The sequence below is a fragment of the Actinomadura sp. NPDC048955 genome (assembly GCF_040649435.1).
Lineage (GTDB): Bacteria > Actinomycetota > Actinomycetes > Streptosporangiales > Streptosporangiaceae > Spirillospora > Spirillospora luteofluorescens.
The window spans coordinates 1-19,943 of record NZ_JBEZJI010000088.1 but is presented as its reverse complement, the minus strand read 5'-3'; the positions used below and the strand labels follow the sequence as shown (position 1 = coordinate 19,943).

General features: G+C 72.1%; 19 protein-coding genes. 12 read left to right on the top strand and 7 right to left on the bottom strand.

What is annotated here, in order from left to right; translation table 11 throughout:
• Positions 1 to 11: 11 nt before the first annotated feature.
• Together AB0C84_RS42370 and AB0C84_RS42365 are read left to right on the top strand one after the other, a co-directional pair.
• Positions 12 to 377 (top strand): metalloregulator ArsR/SmtB family transcription factor, encoded by a 366-nt coding sequence (locus AB0C84_RS42370; protein ID WP_361077567.1) that lies wholly within the window; start codon positions 12 to 14, stop codon positions 375 to 377.
• 303 nt (positions 378 to 680) lie between these two features.
• Complete coding sequence (locus AB0C84_RS42365) at positions 681 to 1,550, top strand: alpha/beta hydrolase (protein WP_361077564.1); 870 nt, start codon at positions 681 to 683, stop codon at positions 1,548 to 1,550.
• 38 nt (positions 1,551 to 1,588) lie between these two features.
• Here the strand turns inward: AB0C84_RS42365 and AB0C84_RS42360 are convergent, their stop codons facing one another.
• Positions 1,589 to 2,578, bottom strand: coding sequence for a DUF4192 domain-containing protein (locus tag AB0C84_RS42360; protein ID WP_361077561.1), 990 nt, complete (start codon positions 2,576 to 2,578; stop codon positions 1,589 to 1,591).
• A gap of 180 nt (positions 2,579 to 2,758) precedes the next feature.
• Between AB0C84_RS42360 and AB0C84_RS42355 the strand changes: the two genes are divergently transcribed.
• Positions 2,759 to 4,810: an ATP-dependent DNA helicase gene (locus AB0C84_RS42355; protein WP_258939671.1), complete on the top strand. Its 2,052-nt coding sequence runs from the start codon at positions 2,759 to 2,761 to the stop codon at positions 4,808 to 4,810.
• On the opposite strand, the gene AB0C84_RS42350 is transcribed toward AB0C84_RS42355, so the two are convergent.
• The 3 genes from AB0C84_RS42350 to AB0C84_RS42340 form a co-directional block, all read right to left on the bottom strand.
• Positions 4,807 to 6,018, bottom strand: coding sequence for a pyridoxal phosphate-dependent aminotransferase (locus tag AB0C84_RS42350; protein ID WP_339154579.1), 1,212 nt, complete (start codon positions 6,016 to 6,018; stop codon positions 4,807 to 4,809). The two genes, AB0C84_RS42355 and AB0C84_RS42350, sit on opposite strands and share 4 nt — an antisense overlap.
• A gap of 118 nt (positions 6,019 to 6,136) precedes the next feature.
• On the bottom strand, positions 6,137 to 8,647 hold the full coding sequence (locus AB0C84_RS42345; RefSeq protein ID WP_361077557.1) for an FtsX-like permease family protein: 2,511 nt from the start codon (positions 8,645 to 8,647) through the stop codon (positions 6,137 to 6,139).
• Positions 8,644 to 9,420 carry an ABC transporter ATP-binding protein gene (locus AB0C84_RS42340; RefSeq protein ID WP_179847102.1) on the bottom strand — a complete coding sequence of 259 codons (777 nt, stop codon included), beginning with the start codon at positions 9,418 to 9,420 and terminating at the stop codon, positions 8,644 to 8,646. The genes AB0C84_RS42345 and AB0C84_RS42340 overlap by 4 nt, the downstream gene beginning before the upstream one ends.
• Positions 9,421 to 9,632: 212 nt before the next feature.
• Between AB0C84_RS42340 and AB0C84_RS42335 the strand changes: the two genes are divergently transcribed.
• The 5 genes from AB0C84_RS42335 to AB0C84_RS42315 all read left to right on the top strand — a co-directional run bounded on the left by AB0C84_RS42335 (position 9,633) and on the right by AB0C84_RS42315 (position 14,437).
• Positions 9,633 to 10,307: a TetR/AcrR family transcriptional regulator gene (locus AB0C84_RS42335; RefSeq protein WP_179847101.1), complete on the top strand. Its 675-nt coding sequence runs from the start codon at positions 9,633 to 9,635 to the stop codon at positions 10,305 to 10,307.
• Positions 10,308 to 10,365: 58 nt separating this feature from the next.
• The gene (locus AB0C84_RS42330) at positions 10,366 to 11,367 is read left to right on the top strand and encodes a diiron oxygenase (protein WP_361077553.1); all 1,002 of its coding nucleotides are present in this window, start codon (positions 10,366 to 10,368) and stop codon (positions 11,365 to 11,367) included.
• 2 nt (positions 11,368 to 11,369) lie between these two features.
• Entirely contained in the window at positions 11,370 to 12,911 is a 1,542-nt protein-coding gene (locus tag AB0C84_RS42325; protein WP_361077550.1) for an NAD(P)/FAD-dependent oxidoreductase, read from the top strand.
• Positions 12,912 to 13,036: 125 nt separating this feature from the next.
• Positions 13,037 to 13,855 carry an SDR family oxidoreductase gene (locus tag AB0C84_RS42320; RefSeq protein WP_179847098.1) on the top strand — a complete coding sequence of 273 codons (819 nt, stop codon included), beginning with the start codon at positions 13,037 to 13,039 and terminating at the stop codon, positions 13,853 to 13,855.
• Between the two features lie 90 nt (positions 13,856 to 13,945).
• Complete coding sequence (locus tag AB0C84_RS42315) at positions 13,946 to 14,437, top strand: DUF523 domain-containing protein (protein WP_361077546.1); 492 nt, start codon at positions 13,946 to 13,948, stop codon at positions 14,435 to 14,437.
• Between the two features lie 28 nt (positions 14,438 to 14,465).
• Here the strand turns inward: AB0C84_RS42315 and AB0C84_RS42310 are convergent, their stop codons facing one another.
• Positions 14,466 to 15,095, bottom strand: a complete 630-nt coding sequence (locus tag AB0C84_RS42310; RefSeq protein ID WP_361077543.1) for a helix-turn-helix domain-containing protein — start codon at positions 15,093 to 15,095, stop codon at positions 14,466 to 14,468.
• Positions 15,096 to 15,173: 78 nt separating this feature from the next.
• On the opposite strand from AB0C84_RS42310, the gene AB0C84_RS42305 reads away from it, so the two are divergent.
• Positions 15,174 to 15,890 carry an SDR family NAD(P)-dependent oxidoreductase gene (locus tag AB0C84_RS42305; RefSeq protein ID WP_361077540.1) on the top strand — a complete coding sequence of 239 codons (717 nt, stop codon included), beginning with the start codon at positions 15,174 to 15,176 and terminating at the stop codon, positions 15,888 to 15,890.
• Between the two features lie 10 nt (positions 15,891 to 15,900).
• Here AB0C84_RS42305 and AB0C84_RS42300 read toward each other — a convergent pair whose 3' ends face one another.
• Both AB0C84_RS42300 and AB0C84_RS42295 read right to left on the bottom strand, forming a co-directional pair.
• The gene (locus AB0C84_RS42300; RefSeq protein WP_258939170.1) at positions 15,901 to 16,278 is read right to left on the bottom strand and encodes an STAS domain-containing protein; all 378 of its coding nucleotides are present in this window, start codon (positions 16,276 to 16,278) and stop codon (positions 15,901 to 15,903) included.
• 165 nt (positions 16,279 to 16,443) lie between these two features.
• On the bottom strand, positions 16,444 to 17,364 hold the full coding sequence (locus tag AB0C84_RS42295) for a helix-turn-helix transcriptional regulator (protein ID WP_361077537.1): 921 nt from the start codon (positions 17,362 to 17,364) through the stop codon (positions 16,444 to 16,446).
• Between the two features lie 155 nt (positions 17,365 to 17,519).
• On the opposite strand from AB0C84_RS42295, the gene AB0C84_RS42290 reads away from it, so the two are divergent.
• The 3 genes from AB0C84_RS42290 (at position 17,520) to AB0C84_RS42280 (ending at position 19,834) form a co-directional block, all read left to right on the top strand.
• Positions 17,520 to 18,986: an MFS transporter gene (locus tag AB0C84_RS42290; protein ID WP_361077534.1), complete on the top strand. Its 1,467-nt coding sequence runs from the start codon at positions 17,520 to 17,522 to the stop codon at positions 18,984 to 18,986.
• 134 nt (positions 18,987 to 19,120) lie between these two features.
• On the top strand, positions 19,121 to 19,411 hold the full coding sequence (locus tag AB0C84_RS42285) for a metalloregulator ArsR/SmtB family transcription factor (RefSeq protein ID WP_312879501.1): 291 nt from the start codon (positions 19,121 to 19,123) through the stop codon (positions 19,409 to 19,411).
• 33 nt (positions 19,412 to 19,444) lie between these two features.
• The gene (locus tag AB0C84_RS42280; protein ID WP_361077531.1) at positions 19,445 to 19,834 is read left to right on the top strand and encodes a VOC family protein; all 390 of its coding nucleotides are present in this window, start codon (positions 19,445 to 19,447) and stop codon (positions 19,832 to 19,834) included.
• Positions 19,835 to 19,943 lie beyond the last annotated feature (109 nt).

The window sequence follows — 19,943 nt, the reverse complement described above, 5'->3', positions numbered from 1 at the left end:
AAATTAGGCGCATGGCCAAGTTCCTGAGGCTGGACGATGTCTCCGATACGGCGTGCTGCGCGCCGCTCAGCGGCCCCACCCTGAGCGAGGACGAGGCGGCCGAGCTGGCCGGGGTGTTCAAGGCGCTGTCGGACCCGGTCCGGCTGCGGTTGCTGAACATGATCGCCTCCGCGGACGGCGGCGAGGCGTGCGTGTGCGACCTGACGGACCCCTTCGCCCTGACCGCGCCGACCATCTCCCACCACCTGAAGGTGCTGCGCCAGGCCGGACTGATCGACGGCGAACGGCGCGGCACGTGGGTCTACTACCGAGCCGTCCCCGAACGCCTGACCCGACTCTCCGGACTGTTCACCCTCCCCACCCCAACCGGGCCCTGACCCTCCCCCAGCCAAGGAGCACCCAAAGCCCCCACCCCCACACGGCACCCTCCGGCATGGCGCGATCCCCCCGACCAAGCAGCAAGGGTCACGGCGGATGCGGCGGATCTTGTGCACAGGTGGCGGATCTTGTGCACTGGTGGCGGATCTTGTGCGCAAGTGGCGGATCTTGTGCGCAGGTGGCGCGGGGCGGAGGATGGCGACCATGGCAGGAACACGCTCGAGCACGTCGATGGCGTTAGCGGGGGTGGTCGGTGGTGTTGGGGGCGATGAGTTTTCGAGGTGGCCGGAGTCAATGTGGTCATGACCACGCAGGTGCTCAAGACTCCCGAGGTCGACCTCGTCTATGACGTTCACGGGCCGCTGCCGGGCAGCGGTGGACGTCCGCCGCTGTTCATGATCGGGCAGCCCATGGACGCCGGTGGCTTCAGTGCGCTGGCGTCGCACTTCCCTGAGCGCAGCGTGATCACCTATGACCCGCGCGGGCTCGGGCGCAGCGTCCGCAGGGACGGCCGCGTCGACCAGGCGCCCGAGATCCAGGCCGGCGACGTGCACGCGGTCATCGAGGCGCTCGGCGCGGGGCCGGTCGAGATGTTCGCGAGCAGCGGCGGCGCGGTGACCGCGCTCGCGCTCGTGACCGCCCACCCCCACTGCGTGACCACCCTGGTGGCGCACGAGCCGCCGCTCATCGCGGTGCTCCCCGACGCCCGGGCCGCCGAGCGCGCCCGGGCCGGCGTCCGGGACGTCTACGAGGACGCGGGCTCGGGCGCCGGCATGGCGGCCTTCATCGTGATGACGTCGTGGCAGGGCGAGTTCACCGACGCCTACTTCGCCCAGCCCGCCCCGGACCCCGCCGCGTTCGGGATGCCGGCCGAGGACGACGGGTCCCGTGACGATCCGCTGCTGTCCGACCGGTCGTGGGCGGTCAGTGACTACCGGCCCGACGTCGGCGCGCTGACCGCGGCACCGACCAGGATCGTGATCGCGGTGGGCGAAGAGTCCGGGGACACCTTCACCGCACGCACCTCGGTGGCGATGGCCGAGCTGCTCGGTCAGCGACCGGCCGTCTTCCCGAGTCACCACGGCGGCTTCGTCGGCGGCGAGTCCGGCTACGCCGGGCAGCCCGAAGCCTTCGCGCGCAAGCTCCGCGAGGTCCTCGACGACGCCGGCTGACCTTCCCCCGTCTGCGCCACGGCATCCCTCTCGGTGGTCTATCCGCATGCTGATCGCGATCCGCCGTCGGCCGCACGGCCCAGGTGCTGCGGACGGGACGTGCCCGTGCGCAGTCTGGAGGGTGGGATGCCTGCGTTGACCACTTCGCGAAGGATGACGGCCATGGAGTAGGCGGGGTCGGCGTCGAGGGCGCGTCGCAGGGCGACGTTGGCCAGGCCGCCGTCGCCCGCGGAGTAGGCGGCGAACGCCAGCAGGGACGCGGGGGCCGGGACGCGAGCGGGGTCGACGCGGCGGACGATGTCGCGCCAGAAGGCGATGTCGGCGGCCGTGGGATCTTCGTCGGTGTGGCTCCAGGTCTCGTCGCGGACGCGCAGGTCGGTGAGGAGGAGGCCGAGCCAGGCGACCTCGTCGTCGGTCGGGCGGGAGCCGTCGCGGGCGCGGGCGAGCAGGGTGAGGACGAAGGCGAGGTCGTTCTCGGCGGACGAGGGCGGGCGGGCCAGGTAGCGCCGCTCGGCGCGTTCGGTGGCGTGGTGCATGGCGGCGCGGGCGGGGCCGTCGAGCGGCTGGACGGAGGCGACGAGCTCCGCGCGGTCGGCCAGGGCCACGTGGCCTCCGAACGTCGCCTGGGCCGCGACGGCGCTGGCGGAGATGTCATACGGGGTGCCTTCGGGCGGGCAGCAGACGTCGTCGCAGGTGAGCGACCACCAGCGGCCGTCGGCGACGCGGATGGCCTCGGCGACGGGGACGCCCGCGGCGGCCAGGGCGGTGCGCATGGGCCGGGCGGCCTCCGCCACCTCGCCGGGCGGGCCGTACCCGAGCAGGAGCGAGCGGGCGAAGCCGTTGCCCGACAGGACGGCGGCGACGCGTTCGGCTTCGCCGGACGACGGTAAGTCGAGCCGGATCGCGCATGTGCCGCGGGACCGCCCCTCGAAGCCGACGACGACGAGGCTGCGCGAGGGGTGGAAGCCGAGCAGGTAGGGGACGGCCGCGATGGCGTCCTGGGCGGAGCGGATCACCAGTGATGTCATGTGCCGAGGTTTTCAGGGGCGGCGTAAGGGCCGTCGCGGCTTGCCGAACTGTGGATAACTCCGGGGTGATTCGCGACGCGGTCGCGCGGGACGGGGCGCGGGTGTCGGCCGCGGGCGGTAGCGTTGGCCGACGTGCCCGCCCCTGATCTGCTGACCGGCAGCGAGACCCAGATTTCCGACATGGCGACCCTTCTCGCCGCGGCCGTCGCGTCCGTCGGGGGCGCCGAGCGCCCCGGGCAGGTGGCGATGGCGCAGGCGGTGGAGAAGGCCATCGAGTCCGGGGAGCACGTCGCCGCTCAGGCGGGCACGGGGACGGGCAAGTCCCTCGCCTATCTGGTCCCCGCGATCCGCCACGCCGTCAAGGAGAAGACGACGGTGGTGGTGTCCACGGCGACGATCGCGTTGCAGCGGCAGCTCGTCGACCGCGACCTGCCGCGGCTCGCGGAGGCCCTCGGGCCGCTGCTCGGGACGGAGCTGAAGTTCGCGATCCTCAAGGGGCGCCGCAACTACCTGTGCCTGCACCGGGTGCAGACGGGCGTGCCCGAGGAGGAGGACGGCGGGCCGAGCCTGTTCGACCCGCAGCAGCTGTCCTCGCTCGGGCGGCAGGTCAAGCGGCTGAACGAGTGGGCCGAGGAGACGAAGACCGGCGACCGCGACGAGCTGGTGCCGGGGGTGGGCGAGCAGGCGTGGCGGCAGGTCGCCGTGACGGCGAAGGAGTGCCTGGGCGCGCAGCGGTGCCCGCAGGGCAGCGAGTGCTTCGCCGAGCTGGCGCGGGCGGAGGCGGGCGAGGCGCACATCGTCGTCACCAACCACGCGCTGCTGGCCATCGACGCCCTGGAGGAGTTCCAGGTCCTGCCCGAGCACGACGTGGTGATCGTGGACGAGGCGCACGAGCTGGTCGACCGGGTCACCTCCGTCGCGACCGGGGATCTGAGCGCGGCCGGGGTGGAGACGGCCGCGCGGCGGTGCGGGCGCCTGACCGAGGAGCACCTCGCCGACCGGCTCAAGGAGGCCGCCGAAGGGCTCGGCCTTCTGCTGGAGGAGATGCCCGCGGGCCGTATGGACGTCCTGTCCGGCGGCCTGGGCAACACCCTGGCGTCCGTGCGGGACGCCGCGCACGCCTGCGTCACGGCGCTCGGGCCGGAGAAGAAGGACGCCGACCCCGGCGACATGGCCGCGCGCAAGGCGGCGCGGTCCTCGCTGGAGGAGCTGCACGACACGGCGGTGCGGATCCTGGAGGCGTTCCAGCCCGAGATGGCGCAGCGCTTCGACGTGGTGTGGCTGGAGAAGCCGTTCGTCCAGGAGGGGCGCCCGAAGCGGCCTCCGGCGCTGCACGTGGCGCCGATCGGCGTCGGCGGGCTGCTGCGCGCGACGCTGTTCGAGCAGCGCACCGCGGTCCTCACGTCGGCGACGCTCACGCTGGGCGGGTCGTTCGAGCCGCTCGCCCGTCAGTGGGGCCTGCCGCCGCTGGACGAGGGCGGCTCACGGGACGCCAAGACCGCCGCCGAGGGCCTCGCCCAGACCGCGACGGAGAAGGGCGAGGAGACCCAGGTCGTCTGGTCGGGGCTCGACGTCGGTTCGCCGTTCGACCACCCGAAGGCGGGCATCCTCTACGTCGCGCGGCATCTGCCGCAGCCGGGGCGGGACGGCCTCGCCGACGCCTACCTGACCGAGATCACCGAGCTGATCGAGGCGGCGGGCGGGCGGACGCTCGGCCTGTTCTCCTCGATGCGCGCCGCCCGCCAGGCCGCCGACGAGCTGAAGGACCACCTGTCCCACCCGCTGCTCTGCCAGGGCGAAGACTCCACGTCCCTGCTGGTGAAGCAGTTCGCCGAGGACGAGCGGACCTGCCTGTTCGGCACCCTGTCGCTGTGGCAGGGCGTCGACGTCCCCGGCCCGTCGCTGCAGCTCGTCATCATGGACCGCATCCCGTTCCCGCGCCCGGACGACCCGGTGTCGTCGGCGCGGTCCCGGGCCGTCGCGGCGCGGGGCGGCAACGGGTTCATGGCGGTCGCGGCGACGCACGCGGCGCTGCTGCTCGCGCAGGGCGCGGGCCGGCTGCTGCGCTCGATGGACGACCGCGGCGTGGTCGCCGTCCTCGACCCGCGGCTCGCCACGGCCCGCTACGGCGGCTTCCTCAAGAACTCGCTGCCGCCGTTCTGGGCGACCACGGATCCCGCCGTCGTCCGCGGCGCGCTCCGGCGCCTCGACGCCGCCGCGGCGCCGTCCTAGCGGCGGTAGGCCGACAGGAACTCGCCGATGCGCCCGACGGCGTCCTCCAGGTCGTCGGCGTACTGGAGGGTGACGATGCGGAAGTGGTCGGTGGACGGCCAGTTGAACCCGGTCCCCTGGACGATGAGGAGCTTCTGCTGCTCCAGCAGGTCGAGGGCGAAGCGCATGTCGTCCTCGATCGGGTACATCTCCGGGTCGAGGCGCGGGAAGACGTAGAGGGCGCCCGTGGGCTTGACGCAGCTGACGCCCGGCAGGTCGTTCAGCAGTTTCCAGGCGCGGTCGCGCTGCTCGCCGAGGCGCCCGGTGGGCAGGACGAGGTCGTCGATGCTCTGGTAGCCGCCGAGGGCGGCCTGGATGGCGTGCTGCCCCGGGACGTTCGGGCACAGCCGCATGTTGGCGAGGATGTCGAGGCCCTCGATGTAGGACTCGGCGTGCTCCTTCGGGCCGGACAGCACAACCCATCCCGAGCGGAAGCCGGCGACGCGGTAGTTCTTGGACAGGCCGCCGAAGGTGAGGCACAGCAGGTCGGGGGCCAGGGACGCGATCGGGACGTGCTCGGTGTCGTCGTAGAGGATCCGGTCGTAGATCTCGTCCGCGAAGATGATCAGGTTGCGGCGGCGGGCGATCTCGACGATGCGCGAGAGCACCTCGCGCGAGTAGACGGCGCCGGTCGGGTTGTTCGGGTTGATGATCACCAGGGCGCGGGTGCGGTCGCTGATCTTGGACTCGATGTCGTCCAGGCTCGGCTGCCAGCCGTCGTCCTCGTCGCACAGGTAGTGGACGGGCGTGCCCCCGCACAGCGACGCCGACGCCGTCCACAGCGGGTAGTCGGGCGCCGGGATGAGCACCTCGTCGCCGTCGTTGAGCAGCGCCTGCAGCGTCATGACGATGAGCTCGGAGACGCCGTTGCCGAGGTAGACGTCCTCGACGTCGACGCCGGCGACCCCGCTGTCCTCGAAGCGCTGCACGACGGCGCGGCGCGCGGGGAGGATGCCCTTGGAGTCGCTGTAGCCGTGCGCCTCCGGCAGGTTGCGGATCATGTCCTGGAGGAGTTCGGGCGGTGCCTCGAACCCGAAGGGGGCCGGGTTGCCGATGTGCAGCTTGAGGATCTTGCTTCCCTCGCTCTCCAGCTGCTTGGCGCGCTTGAGGACCGGCCCGCGGATGTCGTAACAGACGTTGATCAGCTTGCCCGACTGGTTGACCTGCATGGACTTACCTTAGCCACGGGCAGGGCGCGACACGCGGCCCGCCCCGGGACGGCCTCGCGACCTGGGAGGACGCCCCGTCCCCCGGCGTGGCGCCGGGGAACGGGGAGGGTCGGGCGCGTCAGGGTGCGGCGATGGCCGACAGGATCGCCAGCCGCGCCGCGCGCCGGGCGGGGCGGATCGCGGCGAGCGCCCCGGCGACCGCGCCGACCACGGCGATGACCGCGACCTGCGCGGCGGGCGGCGCGAACGGGTTGCCGAGGGCCGCGCCGAGGCCCCAGCCCAGGAACACCCCGAGGACGAGGCCGCCGCCGGTGCCGAACAGCGCCACGATGACCGACTCCCAGCGCACCATCGACCGGATCTGCGGGCGCGTCGCGCCGACCGCGCGGAGCAGGCCGAGTTCGCGGGTCCGCTCGTGGACGGCGAGCGACAGCGTGTTGGCGATGCCGAGCAGCGCGACGACGATGGCCAGGATCAGCATCCCGTAGACGACGCTGATGAAACCGGCCATCTCCTCGGTCTGCGCCGCGACGAACTCGTCCCGCGACTCGACGGCGGGCGCCCCGTACGGCTTGGCCAGGGCGGTGAGGGCCTGCTTCGCGGACGCGACCGACGCGCCCGGTTTCAGCTCGACGAACGCCCTGGTGTCCAGCGGCTGCCTGGTGTGCGCGTTCCACACCGTTCGCGGGACGAGGTAGTCGCCGGTCAAGTCGGTGTTGTCGTAGACGGCGCCCACGGTGAGCCGCTGTGAGGCGCCGTCCGCGAACGTCACGCCGACAGCTGTACCCACGCGCCAGCCGTTGTCGTCCGCGGCCTTCTTCGAGACGGCGAATGTACCGGCGTCGTTGAGGCCGCCTTGGGTGACGTCCAGGTCGAGGACGCGCCGCAGGCCGGACGGGTCGGCCACGCTTACGGTGGACGGCTCGCCGTTCACCCGCATGCTGCCCGTGCCCATTCCGGCGACGTCACCCACCTGGGGCAGCTTGGCCGCCTCCTGCACGAGCGAGGTGGCGAACCCGCCGGTCTCGTTGGTGCCCGCGTCCACGACGATCGGGCCCTGGAACGACCCGGCGACGCCGTCCTCCAGGGAGGCGCGCAGCGATCCGAGGAACACCGTCATCAGCGTGACGACCCCGACGCCGATCATCAGGGCGGTCGCCGCGCCGGCCGTGCGCGCCGGGCTGCGGGTGGCGTTGTCGCGCGCGAGCGTCCCGGGCACGCCGCGCAGCCGCGCCGCGGGCCCGCCGAGCAGCATCGCGACGGGACGGGCGGCGACGGGCCCGAGGACGACCATCGAGACGACGGTCATCACCGCGCCCGCGGCCGCCATCGCCATCTGCTCGGTGACCGCGCCGAACGCGACGGTGCCGACCGCGACGGCCGCGAAGACGCCGCCGACGATGAGCCGGGTCTCCGTCGGGCGGGACGCCTCGGCCGCGACCTCGCGCAGCGCGGCCAGCGGCGGCACCCGCGACGCCTTGAGCGCCGGCCCGAGCGCGGCGGCCAGCGTGACCAGCAGCCCGACCGGAACCGCGATCATGATCGTGGTGGCGGCGACGGTGAGGCCCTCCAGCGCGATCCCGATGCGGAACCGGATGAACAGCTCGCGCAGCAGGGCGGCGAACCCGAGCCCGCCGGCGAACCCGGCGAGGGTCGCGGCGGCGCCGATCACCAGCGCCTCGAAGCCGACGATGGTGACGACCTGCCGGCGCCCGGCGCCGAGCGCGCGCAGCAGGGCCGACTCGCGGGTCCGCTGCGCCATCGTGATCGCGAACGTGTTGTGGATGCTGAACGCGGCGACCAGCAGCGCCACCCCGCCGAACGCGGCCAGCACGGTCCGGAACACGCGCAGGAAACCGTCCTGGACGAGGCTCATGCCCTCCTCGACCTGCGCCTTCTTCGTGAGGGCCTGCACCCCGGCGGGCAGCGCCGCGCGCACGCGGGACGCCAGTTCCGCCTGGTCGACGCCGTCCCGGGCCCGGACGGCGACACCGCTGATGCGGTCGGCGCCCTTCGCGACGTGCAGGCGGGCGCCTTCGAGGGAGAACGCCGTGAAGGACGTCTCGCCGAAGGCCTCCTCGTCGCCGAACATGCTGATGCCGACGACGGTCACCGGGACCTTCTCGGGAGTGAGCACCGCCGTCCGGTCGCCGACCTTCAGCCGGCCCTCGTCGGCGAACATCCTGTCGATGACGACCTCGTCCGGCGCGCGGGGCGCCCGCCCCTCGGCGAGCCGGTAGGGGTTGAGCTTCGGGTCGGTCTTCCAGTTGCCCGCCGTCCGGGGGCCGCGCGACGCGATCACCGTGCCGTCCGAGGCGAGCAGCTGCCCGGACCCCTCGATGGTCGGCTCGGCGTTGGCGACGCCCTTCACCTGGCGCACCCTGTCCAGGACCGACGCGTCGATCTGCCCGCGCGCGCCCCACGGCGCGTCGCTCACCTTGGTCGCGTTCCGCACGACCACGTCCGTGTCGCCGTACGCGCTGGACACGTACCCGTCGATGCTCGCCGCGAGGGTGTCGCCGAGGACGAGCGTCCCGGTCAGGAACGTCACGCCGAGGAAGACCGCCACCAGGGAGCCCGCCAGGCGGCGCTTGCGTCCCCACAGCTCCTTGAGGACGAGGCCGGTCATCGGGGGTCCCCCAGTCCGCGCATGCGGTCGAGCACGCGGTCGGGCGTGGGCGCGTCCATGACGTCGACGATCCGGCCGTCGGCGAGGAACACCACCGCGTCGGCGTGCCCGGCGGCGACCGGGTCGTGGGTGACCATCGCCACGGTCTGGCCCAGGTGGTCCACGGCGTCGCGCAGGAGCGCCAGCACCTCGGCGCCAGTGCGGGAGTCGAGGTTGCCGGTCGGCTCGTCCGCGAACACGATCTGCGGGCGCGTGACCAGGGCGCGTGCCAGCGCCACCCGCTGCTGCTGCCCGCCCGACAGCTCGGACGGGCGGTGCGACAGCCGGTCCCCCAGTTTCAGGACGCGGACGACCGTGTCGAGCCACTCCCGCTCCGGGCCCGCCCCCGCGAGGGTCAGGGGCAGGAGGATGTTGTCGCGGGCGGTCAGCGTGGGGAGCAGGTTGAACGCCTGGAACACGAATCCGATCCGCTCGCGCCTGAGCCGGGTCAGGCGGCGGTCCGACAGCGCGCCGAGTTCCTGGCCGCCGACGTAGACCTTGCCGGACGTCGCGTCCTCCAGGCCCGCGACGCAGTGCATGAGCGTGGACTTCCCGGCCCCGGACGGCCCCATGATCGCGGTGAACCGGCCCGCCGGGAACTCCACGCTGACGTCGTCGAGGGCCCGCACCGCCATGGCGCCGGCCCCGTACACCTTGCCGAGGCCGACCGTGCGGGCGCCGCCCGCGACGGCGCCCTCGCCGATCGATCGCCTTGCTTCCGCTGCGTTTCCCATGACCGGGATCGTGGCCTGGCGCCAGGGGGCCCGTCGTCGGGCCAGGAGATGCACCGCGCCTGCTCCCCGGGGAGGCCGCGCGGGGCGCCGGGTACGCCGGGCGCGGTACGCGGCGGACGGCGAAGATCAATAAGACGCGATGTCCAATTGTGATGCGGGCAACATACATGCAGGCTTGATTGCATGTATGTCGCGCTCGTACCTTCGGAGGCGTGTCAGTAAGCAGCCGCAGACGTCACCGCCACGGTTCCTCCGGGCGGCGCACGCAGGAGGAGCGCCGGTCGCGCACGCAGGCCAGGCTCCTGGAGGCCACCACGGAGTGCCTGGTGGACCTCGGCTGGTCCGGGACGTCCACCACGGAGGTGGCGCGCCGCGCCGGCGTCTCGCGCGGGGCGCAGCAGCACCACTACCCGACGAAGATGGTCCTCGTCGCGGCCGCGCTGGAGCACCTGCTGGAGGCGCAGCGCCTGGCCTACGAGACGGCCTTCGCGGTACTGCCGGCGGAGCGGCGCAACGTGTCGGGGGCGCTCGACCTGCTCTGGGAGGTGTTCCGCGGCCGCCCGGCCAAGGCCCTCATGGAGCTGGCGGTGGCGGCCCGCACCGACGACGAGCTGCGGCCGCTGTGCCGCGACCTGAACGAGCGGATCCTCCAGGTCATCACGGAGACCTTCGAGCGGCTGTTCCCCGACAACACCCTTCCCCCCGACTTCGTCTCGACGACGCTGCGGACCCTGTTCGCGATGTTCGTCGGGCTGTCCATCCAGAACGCGCTCGACGACGACGCCGACGGCCACCAGGCCGCGGTGCTGCGCCAGGTCAAGGACGTCGCGCAGCTGATCGTCCCCGAGCAGGGCACGGCGCAGGCCCGGCCCCGCACCGGCCCCTAGCCACGACCCATCCCGCGCCGGCCCCGGCCGGCCGCACCACCCCGAGGGAGCGTCCCCCATGCCGAAAGCCCCCACCGAACTCGCCGACGAGGTCCGCGAGCAGGTCAAGGACAAGAAGTCGTACCTCGGCGTCATCGACCGCCTGAACAAGGCCTCGGTCGACAAGCACTGGGAGGCCTACGCCGACATCCCCTGGGACGACCCCGAGTTCCTCGTCGACAAGAACGACCCGCGCTGGGTGCTGCCGCCGTTCGACCGGCTCGGGGAGACGGCGTGGTACCGGTCGCAGCCGCCGGAGATCCAGTCGCAGATCGGCCTGTGGCGCGTCGCCACCGCGATGAAGATCGGGCTGCAGTTCGAGAACCTGCTGAAGCGCGGGCTGCTCAACTACGCCTACCGGCTGCCGAACGGCCGGCCCGAGTTCCGCTACGTCTACCACGAGACGACCGAGGAATGTCATCACGGGATGATGTTCCAGGAGTTCGTGAACCGGACGAAGATGCCGATCCGCGGCATGCCGCGCGCGCTCAACCTCATCGCGCAGGCGGCCCCGTGGATCCCGCTGGTCAGCACCGAGATGTTCTTCGTCTTCGTGCTCGGCGGCGAGGACCCCATCGACTACGTCCAGCGCAAGTCCCTCAAGGGCGGGCACATCAAGCACCCCCTGGAGGAGACCATCATGAAGATCCACATCGCGGAGGAGGCCCGGCACATCTCCTTCGCCCGGCACTACCTCAAGCACCGGGTCCCGAACATGCACCCGGCACGCCGCCGGATCCTCGGCATCGCGACGCCCGTCGTCCTCGGCGTGATGGCGCGGATCATGCTGTCCCCGCCCGGGCCGATGGTGCGGCACTTCAACATCCCGAAGGACGTCGTCCGCGCCGCCTACAAGAACGACGCGGCGCAGGCGGAGATCTCCAACTCGGTCGGCAAGATCCGCGACCTGATGGCCGAGCTCGGCGTGGTCACGCCGGTGAACAAGCAGGTCTGGAAGGCCTTCGGCATCTGGGACGAGCCCAAGCGGCGCCGCGCCGCCGGGCCGGCCAAGGCCGCGTGAGCATGGGACAGGCCGAGGGCGGCCCCTACGTCGTCACACCCGCGGCGGGGCCGGGCGGCCCGTACAAGGTCGTCGTCATCGGGGCGGGCTTCTCCGGCCTCGGGATGGCGATCGGGCTGAAGAAGGCCGGCGTGCACGACTTCGTCATCCTTGAGAAGGCGGACGAGGTCGGCGGGACGTGGCGGGAGAACACCTATCCCGGATGCGCGTGCGACATCATGTCGCTGCTGTACTCCTACTCGTTCGAGCCGAAGACCGACTGGTCGCGGATGTTCCCGGAGCAGCACGAGCTGCTGGCGTACATCAAGGACGTCGTCGACAAGTACGAGCTCGCGCAGCACATCCGGTTCAACGCCGAGGTGACCGCGACGGAGTACGACGACGCCACCGGCACCTGGCATGTCACCGTCAACGGCGGCGAGACCGTCCGCGGGCGGGCGCTGGTCGCGGGGATGGGGCCGCTGCACCGTCCGAGCATCCCCGACCTGCCCGGTCTCGCCTCGTTCGAGGGGACGGCGTTCCACTCCGCCGAGTGGGACCACTCCTACGACCTGGAGGGCAAGCGGGTCGCGGTGATCGGGACGGGCGCGTCCGCGATCCAGTTCGTCCCGCGGATCGCGGCGAAGGTCCGGCATCTGACGGTGTTCCAGCGGACGCCGCCATGGATCCTGCCGAAGCCCGACCGCCGGGTCACCGGGGTGGAGCGGGCGCTGTTCCGCCGCTTCCCGCTCGTCCAGCGCGGCTACCGCAACGGCATCTACCTGATGCAGGAGAGCTTCGTCCTCGGGTTCAAGAACCCGAGGCTGCTCAAGGCCGCGAGTTCCCTGGCGCGCGGCCACCTGGCCCGGCAGGTGCCGGACCGAAGCCTGCGCCGCAAGCTCACCCCCGACTACACGATGGGCTGCAAGCGGACGCTGGTGTCCAGCGACTACTACCCGGCCCTGACGCGCCCCAACGTGGAGCTGACGACCGAGGGCATCGCCGAGGTCCGCCCCCGTTCGATCGTCACGCGCGACGGCCGCGAGCACGAGGTGGACGCCATCGTCTTCGGCACCGGGTTCCACGTCACCGACGCCTTCGACGGGGCCCGCATCGTCGGCCGGAACGGCCTGAAGATCCAGGACGCGTGGCGGGACGGCGTCGAGGCGCACCTCGGCGTCGCCGTGAAGGGCTTCCCGAACCTGTTCCTGCTGCTCGGCCCGAACTCCGGCCTCGGCCACAACTCGATGATCTTCATCATCGAGGCGCAGGTCCGCTACGTCCTGCAGTGCCTGGCGATGCTGGACGGCGCGGGCGGCACCGCGATCTCGGTGAAGCCGTCCGCGCAGGACCGGTTCAACCGCTGGGTGCGGCGCAGGTCGGAGGGCGCCGTGTGGGTCGCCGGAGGCTGCGACAGCTGGTACCTCGACCGCGACGGCGTCAACCGGGCGGCGTGGCCGGCGTCCACCCTCGCCTTCTGGCTGCGGACCCGCCGCCTCGACCCCGGCGACTTCCACATCGAGCGGCGGGACGAGCCGGCGGCGGCGAGTTTGTCGGCCCGCTGAGTACCGGCGGCCCGCACCGCCGCCTAGAATCCACGCAATTGAACTGAGTATCCAATTAGCCAGTGCGGTCCGGGCTCGCTCCACCCCCGAGCCCGGGCCCGCTGTTCACCCGAGCGGAGCGCGCAATGAGCATCGCGATCGTGACCGGAGGAGCGTCCGGCATCGGCCGTGCGATCGCCACGTCCCTGGTGGCGCGCGGCGACACCGTCGTGGTCACCGACATCAACGCCGAGGGCGCCGCGCAGGTCGCCGACAAACTGAACACCCTCGGCAAGGGCAAGGCCGTCTCCGCCGCCCTCGACGTCACCGACGCCGGCGCCGTCGCCGACCTCTACCAGGGCGTCAAGGCCGACCACGGGCGGCTCGACCTGGTGTTCAACAACGCCGGCATCGCGGTCGGCGGGCTGGCCGAGGAACTCACCCTCGACCACTGGAACCGCGCCATCGACATCAACCTCAAGGGCGTCGTGCACGGCGTCCACGCCGCCTACCCGATCATGCTGGAGCAGGGCCGCGGCCACATCGTCAACACCGCTTCGCTCGCCGGGCTCGTCCCGATGCCGATCGGCATCCCCTACACCGCCACCAAGCACGCCGTCGTCGGCCTCTCCCTCGGCCTGCGCGCCGAAGCCGCCGGGCGCGGCGTCAAGGTCAGCGTGGTGTGCCCGAGCTTCGTGGACACCCCGCTGCTGCACAACGTCAACCCCGACCTGCCCGAGACCCCGCTGAGCGGCGACGCCACCGGCGACATCGCGAAGGCCGCCCCGCGCCTCTACACGGCCGAGAAGCTCGCCCGCGACATCATGCGCGGCGTCGCCAAGAACCAGGCCCTCATCGTCGCCCCCGCCCACGGCCGCCTCGCCTGGCGCGGCGTCCGCCTCAACCCGGGCGCGGCCGTCCGCGTCGCCCAGATCGCCGTCAACCGCATCCGCGCCGGCCAGTAGCACGCCCCCCTTCGTCCCGCGGCGGCTTCGGGCGTCGCGGGTCGAAGGCGGACCGCTCCGGCCGCCCGGGGCGCGCATAGGCTGGACGGCGTGGAACGCATCCTGGTCAGCTCGTGCCTCGCCGGACGGCCCGTCCGCTACGACGGCGCGGCCAAGCCGGTGGCCCGCGGCCCCTTCGAACGCTGGCGCGCCGAGGGCCGCCTCGTCCCGTTCTGCCCCGAGGTGTCGGGCGGCCTGCCCGTGCCCCGCCCGCCCGCCGAGATCGTCGGCGGTGACGGCGGCGACGTCCTGGACGGCAGGGCCCGCATCCTCACCGGCGGCGGCGCCGACGTCACCGGCGAGTTCCTGCGCGGCGCACGCCTGGCCCTGGAGGCCGCGCGGCGCGCCGGGGTCCGCCTCGCCCTGCTCAAGGAGGGCAGCCCGTCCTGCGGCGGCCACCGCGTCTACGACGGCACCTTCACCGGCACGCCGGTCCCCGGATCCGGCGTGACGACCGCCCTTCTGCGCCGCTCGGGCATTCACGTCTTCACCGAGGACGAGCTGGACGCGCTGCAAGCCCTCCTGAGCGACCTGGAAGCCTGAGCGCGGAAGCCTCACCAGCGCACCGGCATCACGCCATGAAACGGGCGACCTGCTCGGGGGTCAGCGCCGGGACGGGCAGCGGGCGCGCGGCGTCCGCACGCAGTCCGTCGAGGAAGAACCCGAGGCAGCGCCGCCAGGCGTCGGGCGCGACGTCCGCCGACTCCCGGATCACCTGCGACATCGCCCACATCAGCGTCACGACGTCCTGCGGCTCGAAGTCGGGACGCAGGGCGCCGGCCTCCTTGGCCCGAGCCATGATCGTCACCAGGTGCCCGAATCCCCGATCGCAGGCGGTGTTCAACTCGGAGGCGAGCGGGAAGCGCCGGGCGAGCGCGTCGTTGAGCCCCCGGTCCTCGGCCTGAAGCGCGAACAGCCCCTCGATGTAGACGACGAACCCGCTCCAGGGATCGGGATCGGCCAGGGACCGCTCGACGATCTCGTCGAGGGCGGCCAGGCGGGCGGGGAAGATGGCGTCGAAGAGGTTCTCGCGCGAGGGAAAGTGGTTGTAGAGCGTGCCGATGCTCACGCCCGCCCGCCGCGCCACCTCTTCCAGCGGCGCGTCGAGGCCGCGTTCCCCGAACACGGCCGCGGCAGCGGCCACCAGCTTGTCCCGATTGCGCACGGCGTCCGCCCGAAGCGGCCTGCTCTTTCCGGCCATGCCTCCATCCTACGAAGTTGAGGAAACCCTCAAGTTTCGTGCTAAATTGAGGCCAACCTCAACTTACGGGAGTTGCGCATGTCTTCCACGACCGTCGTCATCGGGGCCGGGCCGGGTCTCGGCATGTCCGTCGCCCACCGCTTCGGCCGCGAAGGCCACAAGATCGTTCTCGTGTCCAGGAACCCGGCGCGCCACCCCGGCTACCTCGCGGCGCTGGAGGCCGAGGGCATCGAGGCCACGGCCGTCGCGGCGGACGTCCGCGACCGCGACGCGCTGCTCGCCGCGCTCCGCGGGATCGGCCACGTCGACGTCGTCTACTACGGCCCCGGCGCGTCGGATCTGAACGCCCGGCCCGTTCCCATCACCTCGGCGGACGTGCCGGCCGCCCAGGAGGCGATGCGCTCGGTGTATCCCGCGATCGACGTGGTGGGCGCCGTCCTGTCCGGCATGCTGGAGCGCGGCGACGGCGGGCTGCTGTTCGCGGGCGGCCTCAGCGCGATCGTCCCGATGCCCATGCTCGGCGGTCTCGCGCTCTCCTCGGCGGCCCTGCGGAACTACGCCCTGACGCTCAACGCGGCCCTGACCGAAAAAGGGATCTACGCCGGGACGCTGACGATCGGCGGCCTGATCGAACGCGGCGACATCCACCGGATGGTGACGTCCCAGCGGGATGGCCTGGACGGTCTGGACGGGCTCAGCATCCCCACCCTCGATCCAGATACCATCGCCGACACCGCGTGGGACCTCTACGCCAAGCGCGACCGCGCAGAAGCGGTCTTCAACGCGCTGGCCTGAACCGGTCCCATCAGGTCGGCCGGTCCTGCTGGGCCGCGGTGAGCGCCTGCTCCACCGAGTCGTAGAGCGGAATGCCCTTGGTGACCGGCGGCACCGGCTCCGCGATGCCGGTAAGCCGGTGAAGCCTGCGGTGCCGTTCGTGAGTGGAGACGAGCAGAACGCCCCCGCCTCGTTCGAGCAGGCGGTAATGAGCCCCCATCAGCACGCCCAGACCCGGCGCGTCGACGTGGTCGGCATCGTCAAGGTCGACGATCACATGGCGGGGGCCCTTCTCGCCCTGCCACCCCATCGCGGCGAGCAGTTCCTCTCGCACGCCAGGGGCCGTGTAGACGTCGAAGTCCCCCGCCACACGGACGATGGCGGGGGGCTGGTCCCACGCGTGCTGCATGTGCGATCTCCTCATCTGTCCTTGGCCGACCATGGGACGCGGCTCGCTCTTCGACCGTTCCGGCCAGGCGTTCCCCGTGTGCGAGCATCCGGCCGGCGGGCCGGCCGGATCGGGAACGGCCGATGGCATGACCCCGAAGAGCCGCCACCCCGGCCAGCGCCCCCGCTACGCCGGGCGTGACCGCTCCGAAATGGAGTCGAGCGCGCCGGCGTGAGGGTCGGCCGTCTCGCCGGCGATGCCCGTTAGCAGGCTCAGGGCCGCAGCCGAAGGGGTGCCCGGGTCGGCGGTGAACACGGCCATGCGCTGGCCCTCGTCGTTGGACAGTTCCATGATCTCGTTGTTCAGCGTCATCGCCCCCACCAGCGGATGCCGGAAGTCGCGCGTGTAGCGGGCGGCGCAGTCCTGGACCGGATGCGCCGCCCACATGGACGCGAACTCGGAGCTGTGCACGACGAGCTCGCCGACAAGGCCCGTCAGCTCCGGGTCGTGGGGGTAGCGGGCGGCGGTCATGCGGATGTCGGCGACCGTGTCCCGGGCCTTGGCCCGCCAGTCCGCGTACAGCTCGCGCGTGTGCGGGTCCAGGAAGACGAGGCGGGCGATGTTGGGACGCCCGCGAGGCTCCTCGGGCGCCTCGAACGGGAGGTGCCCGGCGAGTAGCGCGTGCGCGGCTCGGTTCCAGGCGAGCACGTCGTAATGGCGGCCCATGACAAGGGCAGGGGTGTCGCCGAACGCGTCCACCATGAGCCGGACCGCGGGACGCAACCGCTCCGGCCGCAGGCGCCGGCGTGGTTCCGCCTTCTGGCGGGCGAGGCTCCGCAGGTAGGCGTGCTCCGTCTCGTCCAGCCGCAGCACGCGGGCGATCGCGTCGAGGACGGCCTCCGAGGCGTTGGTGCTCTGCCCCTGCTCCAGGCGCGTGTAGTACCCGGCGCTGACGCCGGCGAGCTGCGCCAGCTCCTCGCGGCGCAGCCCGGGCACGCGCCGCCGCCCGCCGTAGTCGGGCAGGCCGACGTCCCCGGGGCGGAGCCGGGCGCGACGGCTGCGCAGGAACTCGCCGAGTTCGGACCGCTGCTCCATGCCGTCCAGCATGCCTCTCCCTCGCCCTTCTGTGCCTGTACCTGTCAGGTGTAGGCACCGCAGGGGTGCCCTCAGCAGGGGGCTGGGTAATGCTCGCGGTTCGCCGCAGGGTGGGCCGTGCCGGGAAGCCGTCACACGTCCCGGCACGGCCCACGGGAAAGGCGAACATGACGGTCGACTCGATTCCGCACGCGCGTTCCGGCGCACTCGGCCATCGCGGATGGCTGGTTCTGATCACCTTGTGCGGCGCCACGTTCATGACAGGGCTGGACTATTCCGTCGTCACCGTCGCGCTGCCTGAGATAGGACGCGACCTGGGCTTCGCGAGCGCCGGTTCGCTGCAGTGGGTCGCCACGGCCTGCCTCCTGCCGACCGCGGGCTTGCTGCCCCTCTTCGGCCGCGTCTCCGACATCGTCGGCCGCCGCCGGCTGTTCACCCTCGGAGTCGTCCTGTTCGGCGGCTCCTCCCTGGCGGCGGCACTGGCGACCGGGCCGGCGCCACTGATCGCCGCCCGCGCGGGCCAGGGCGCGTCCGCCGCGATGATCACCCCGACCGCCATCGCACTGATGACGGCGGCGTTCCCGGAAGGTCCCCGCCGAACGCGCGCGCTGGGCGTCAACGGCGCGGTGCTCTCGCTGGGATTCGTCCTCGGCACGTTGGGCGGCGGGGTCATCACGAGCGGCCTGAATTGGCGCTGGACCATGCTGCTCTTGGCCGCCATAAGCGTCCTGGTGCTACTCGGGACGACCACGCTGCCGCGCGGTGCAGGCACACGGGCGCCGGCACGCCTGGACGTCCCCGGCGCGGTGCTGGCGAGCGTCGGCCTGTTCGCTCTGGTCTATGGAATCTCGACGGGCGCGGACGCGGGGTGGGCGAGCCTTCCGACGCTGGGGTCCCTCTCCGCGGCGCTGCTCTCCTTGAGCGCGTTCTTCCTGGCGGAGCGGCTGCACCCGGCTCCCCTGATCCCGCTGGGCCTGCTGAACAGGCCGACGGTGAAGTGGAGCGGACTCGTCGGCCTCGTCACCCTCGGCATGTGCGGCGGCACGACCGTCCTCCTCAGCCTCTACATGCAGGACGTACTCGGCTATTCGGCGCTGGCCACAGGCACCGGCTTCCTGGCGGAGGGCATCGCGGCCCTCATCGCGGGAGTACTGGCCGCCCGCCTGATCGCAGCGCTGGGCACGGCCCGCGCCATGAGCCTCGGCCTCGCCGTGCAGGGCCTCGGCACCGGCGCGATGGTCTTCCTGCCGGTGAAGGGCGGACTCCCCCTCGTGCTCGCCACGTCAGGCGCCATGGGCTTCGGCCACGTCCTGACGGTCGTCTCCTTCATCGCCACCATGACGTCCGGGTTGCAGGACGAGGAGCAGGGCACCGCTGGGGGGCTTTCACAACTACCGCAGTTCCTCGGCGGCATCGGCACAGCCGCCCTGGCGGCCATCGTCACGGCCCGTGCCGGCGCACTCTCGTCGACGATGGATCCAGCCCACGCCACCCTGGGCGGCCTGCACGCGGCCACGCTCGCGGCCGGTCTTCTCTGCCTGGCCGCCACCGCCCTGCCGCTGCTCATCCGCACGACGCCCCTCGGCCCGCCCAGCGAAGCGAGCAGGACCGGGACGAACCTGGCATCCCGGTAACACCGACATCAACGGCCCCCACTGGGATATGGGCCGGCGCGGCGGGCCACCAGGTCAAGTGCCAGGGGGCGACCGCCGCGCCGGGCCACAGGACCCCTTGACAGGCAAGCGGCGACTTGCCTAACGTTGGGTGAGTGGGAGACATGTTCAAGGCGCTGGCCGACCCCACCCGGCGCACCATCCTCGACGAGCTGACCCGCCAGAACGGCCAGACGCTCTTCGAGATCTGCGGCCGCCTGACGACCACGCACGGCCTCGGTTCGTCACGGCAGGCGATCTCGCAGCATCTCGACGTCCTGGAGGCCGCCGGCCTGGTCGAGACCCGGCGCGAGGGCCGGTACAAGTTCCACTACATCAACACCAGCCCGCTCCAATACATCGTCGAACGGTGGCCTCACAGGCCCGCAGGCCCCAAGCGTCCCTGAGGGCGGCACCGAGAAGGCGGAAAGGGAACCCGGATGAGAATCAACCTGACGAGCGTGTTCGTGGACGACCAGGAAAGAGCGCTCAGGTTCTACACCGACATACTGGGATTCGAGAAGAAGCACGACGTCCCGCTGGGCGAGGACCGGTGGCTGACGGTCGTGTCCCCCAAAGACCCGGAAGGCACCAACCTGCTTCTGGAACCCAGCAGCCACCCCGCGGTGAAGCCGTTCAAGGAGGCCCTGGTCGCCGACGGCATCCCCTTCGCATCGTTCGACGTCGACGACGTCAAGGCCGAGTACGACCGGCTGCGCGGCCTCGGCGTGCGGTTCACCCAGGAGCCCGTCGAGATGGGCCCGGTGGTCACGGCCGTCCTGGACGACACCTGCGGCAACCTGGTCCAGATCGCCCAGCGGCCCATCTGACCGATAACCACGCCAAATGAGAAAGGCCCCGCCGGTAACGGCGGGGCCTTTCTACAATATGTGTCCGGCGGTGTCCTACTCTCCCACACGGTCTCCCATGCAGTACCAT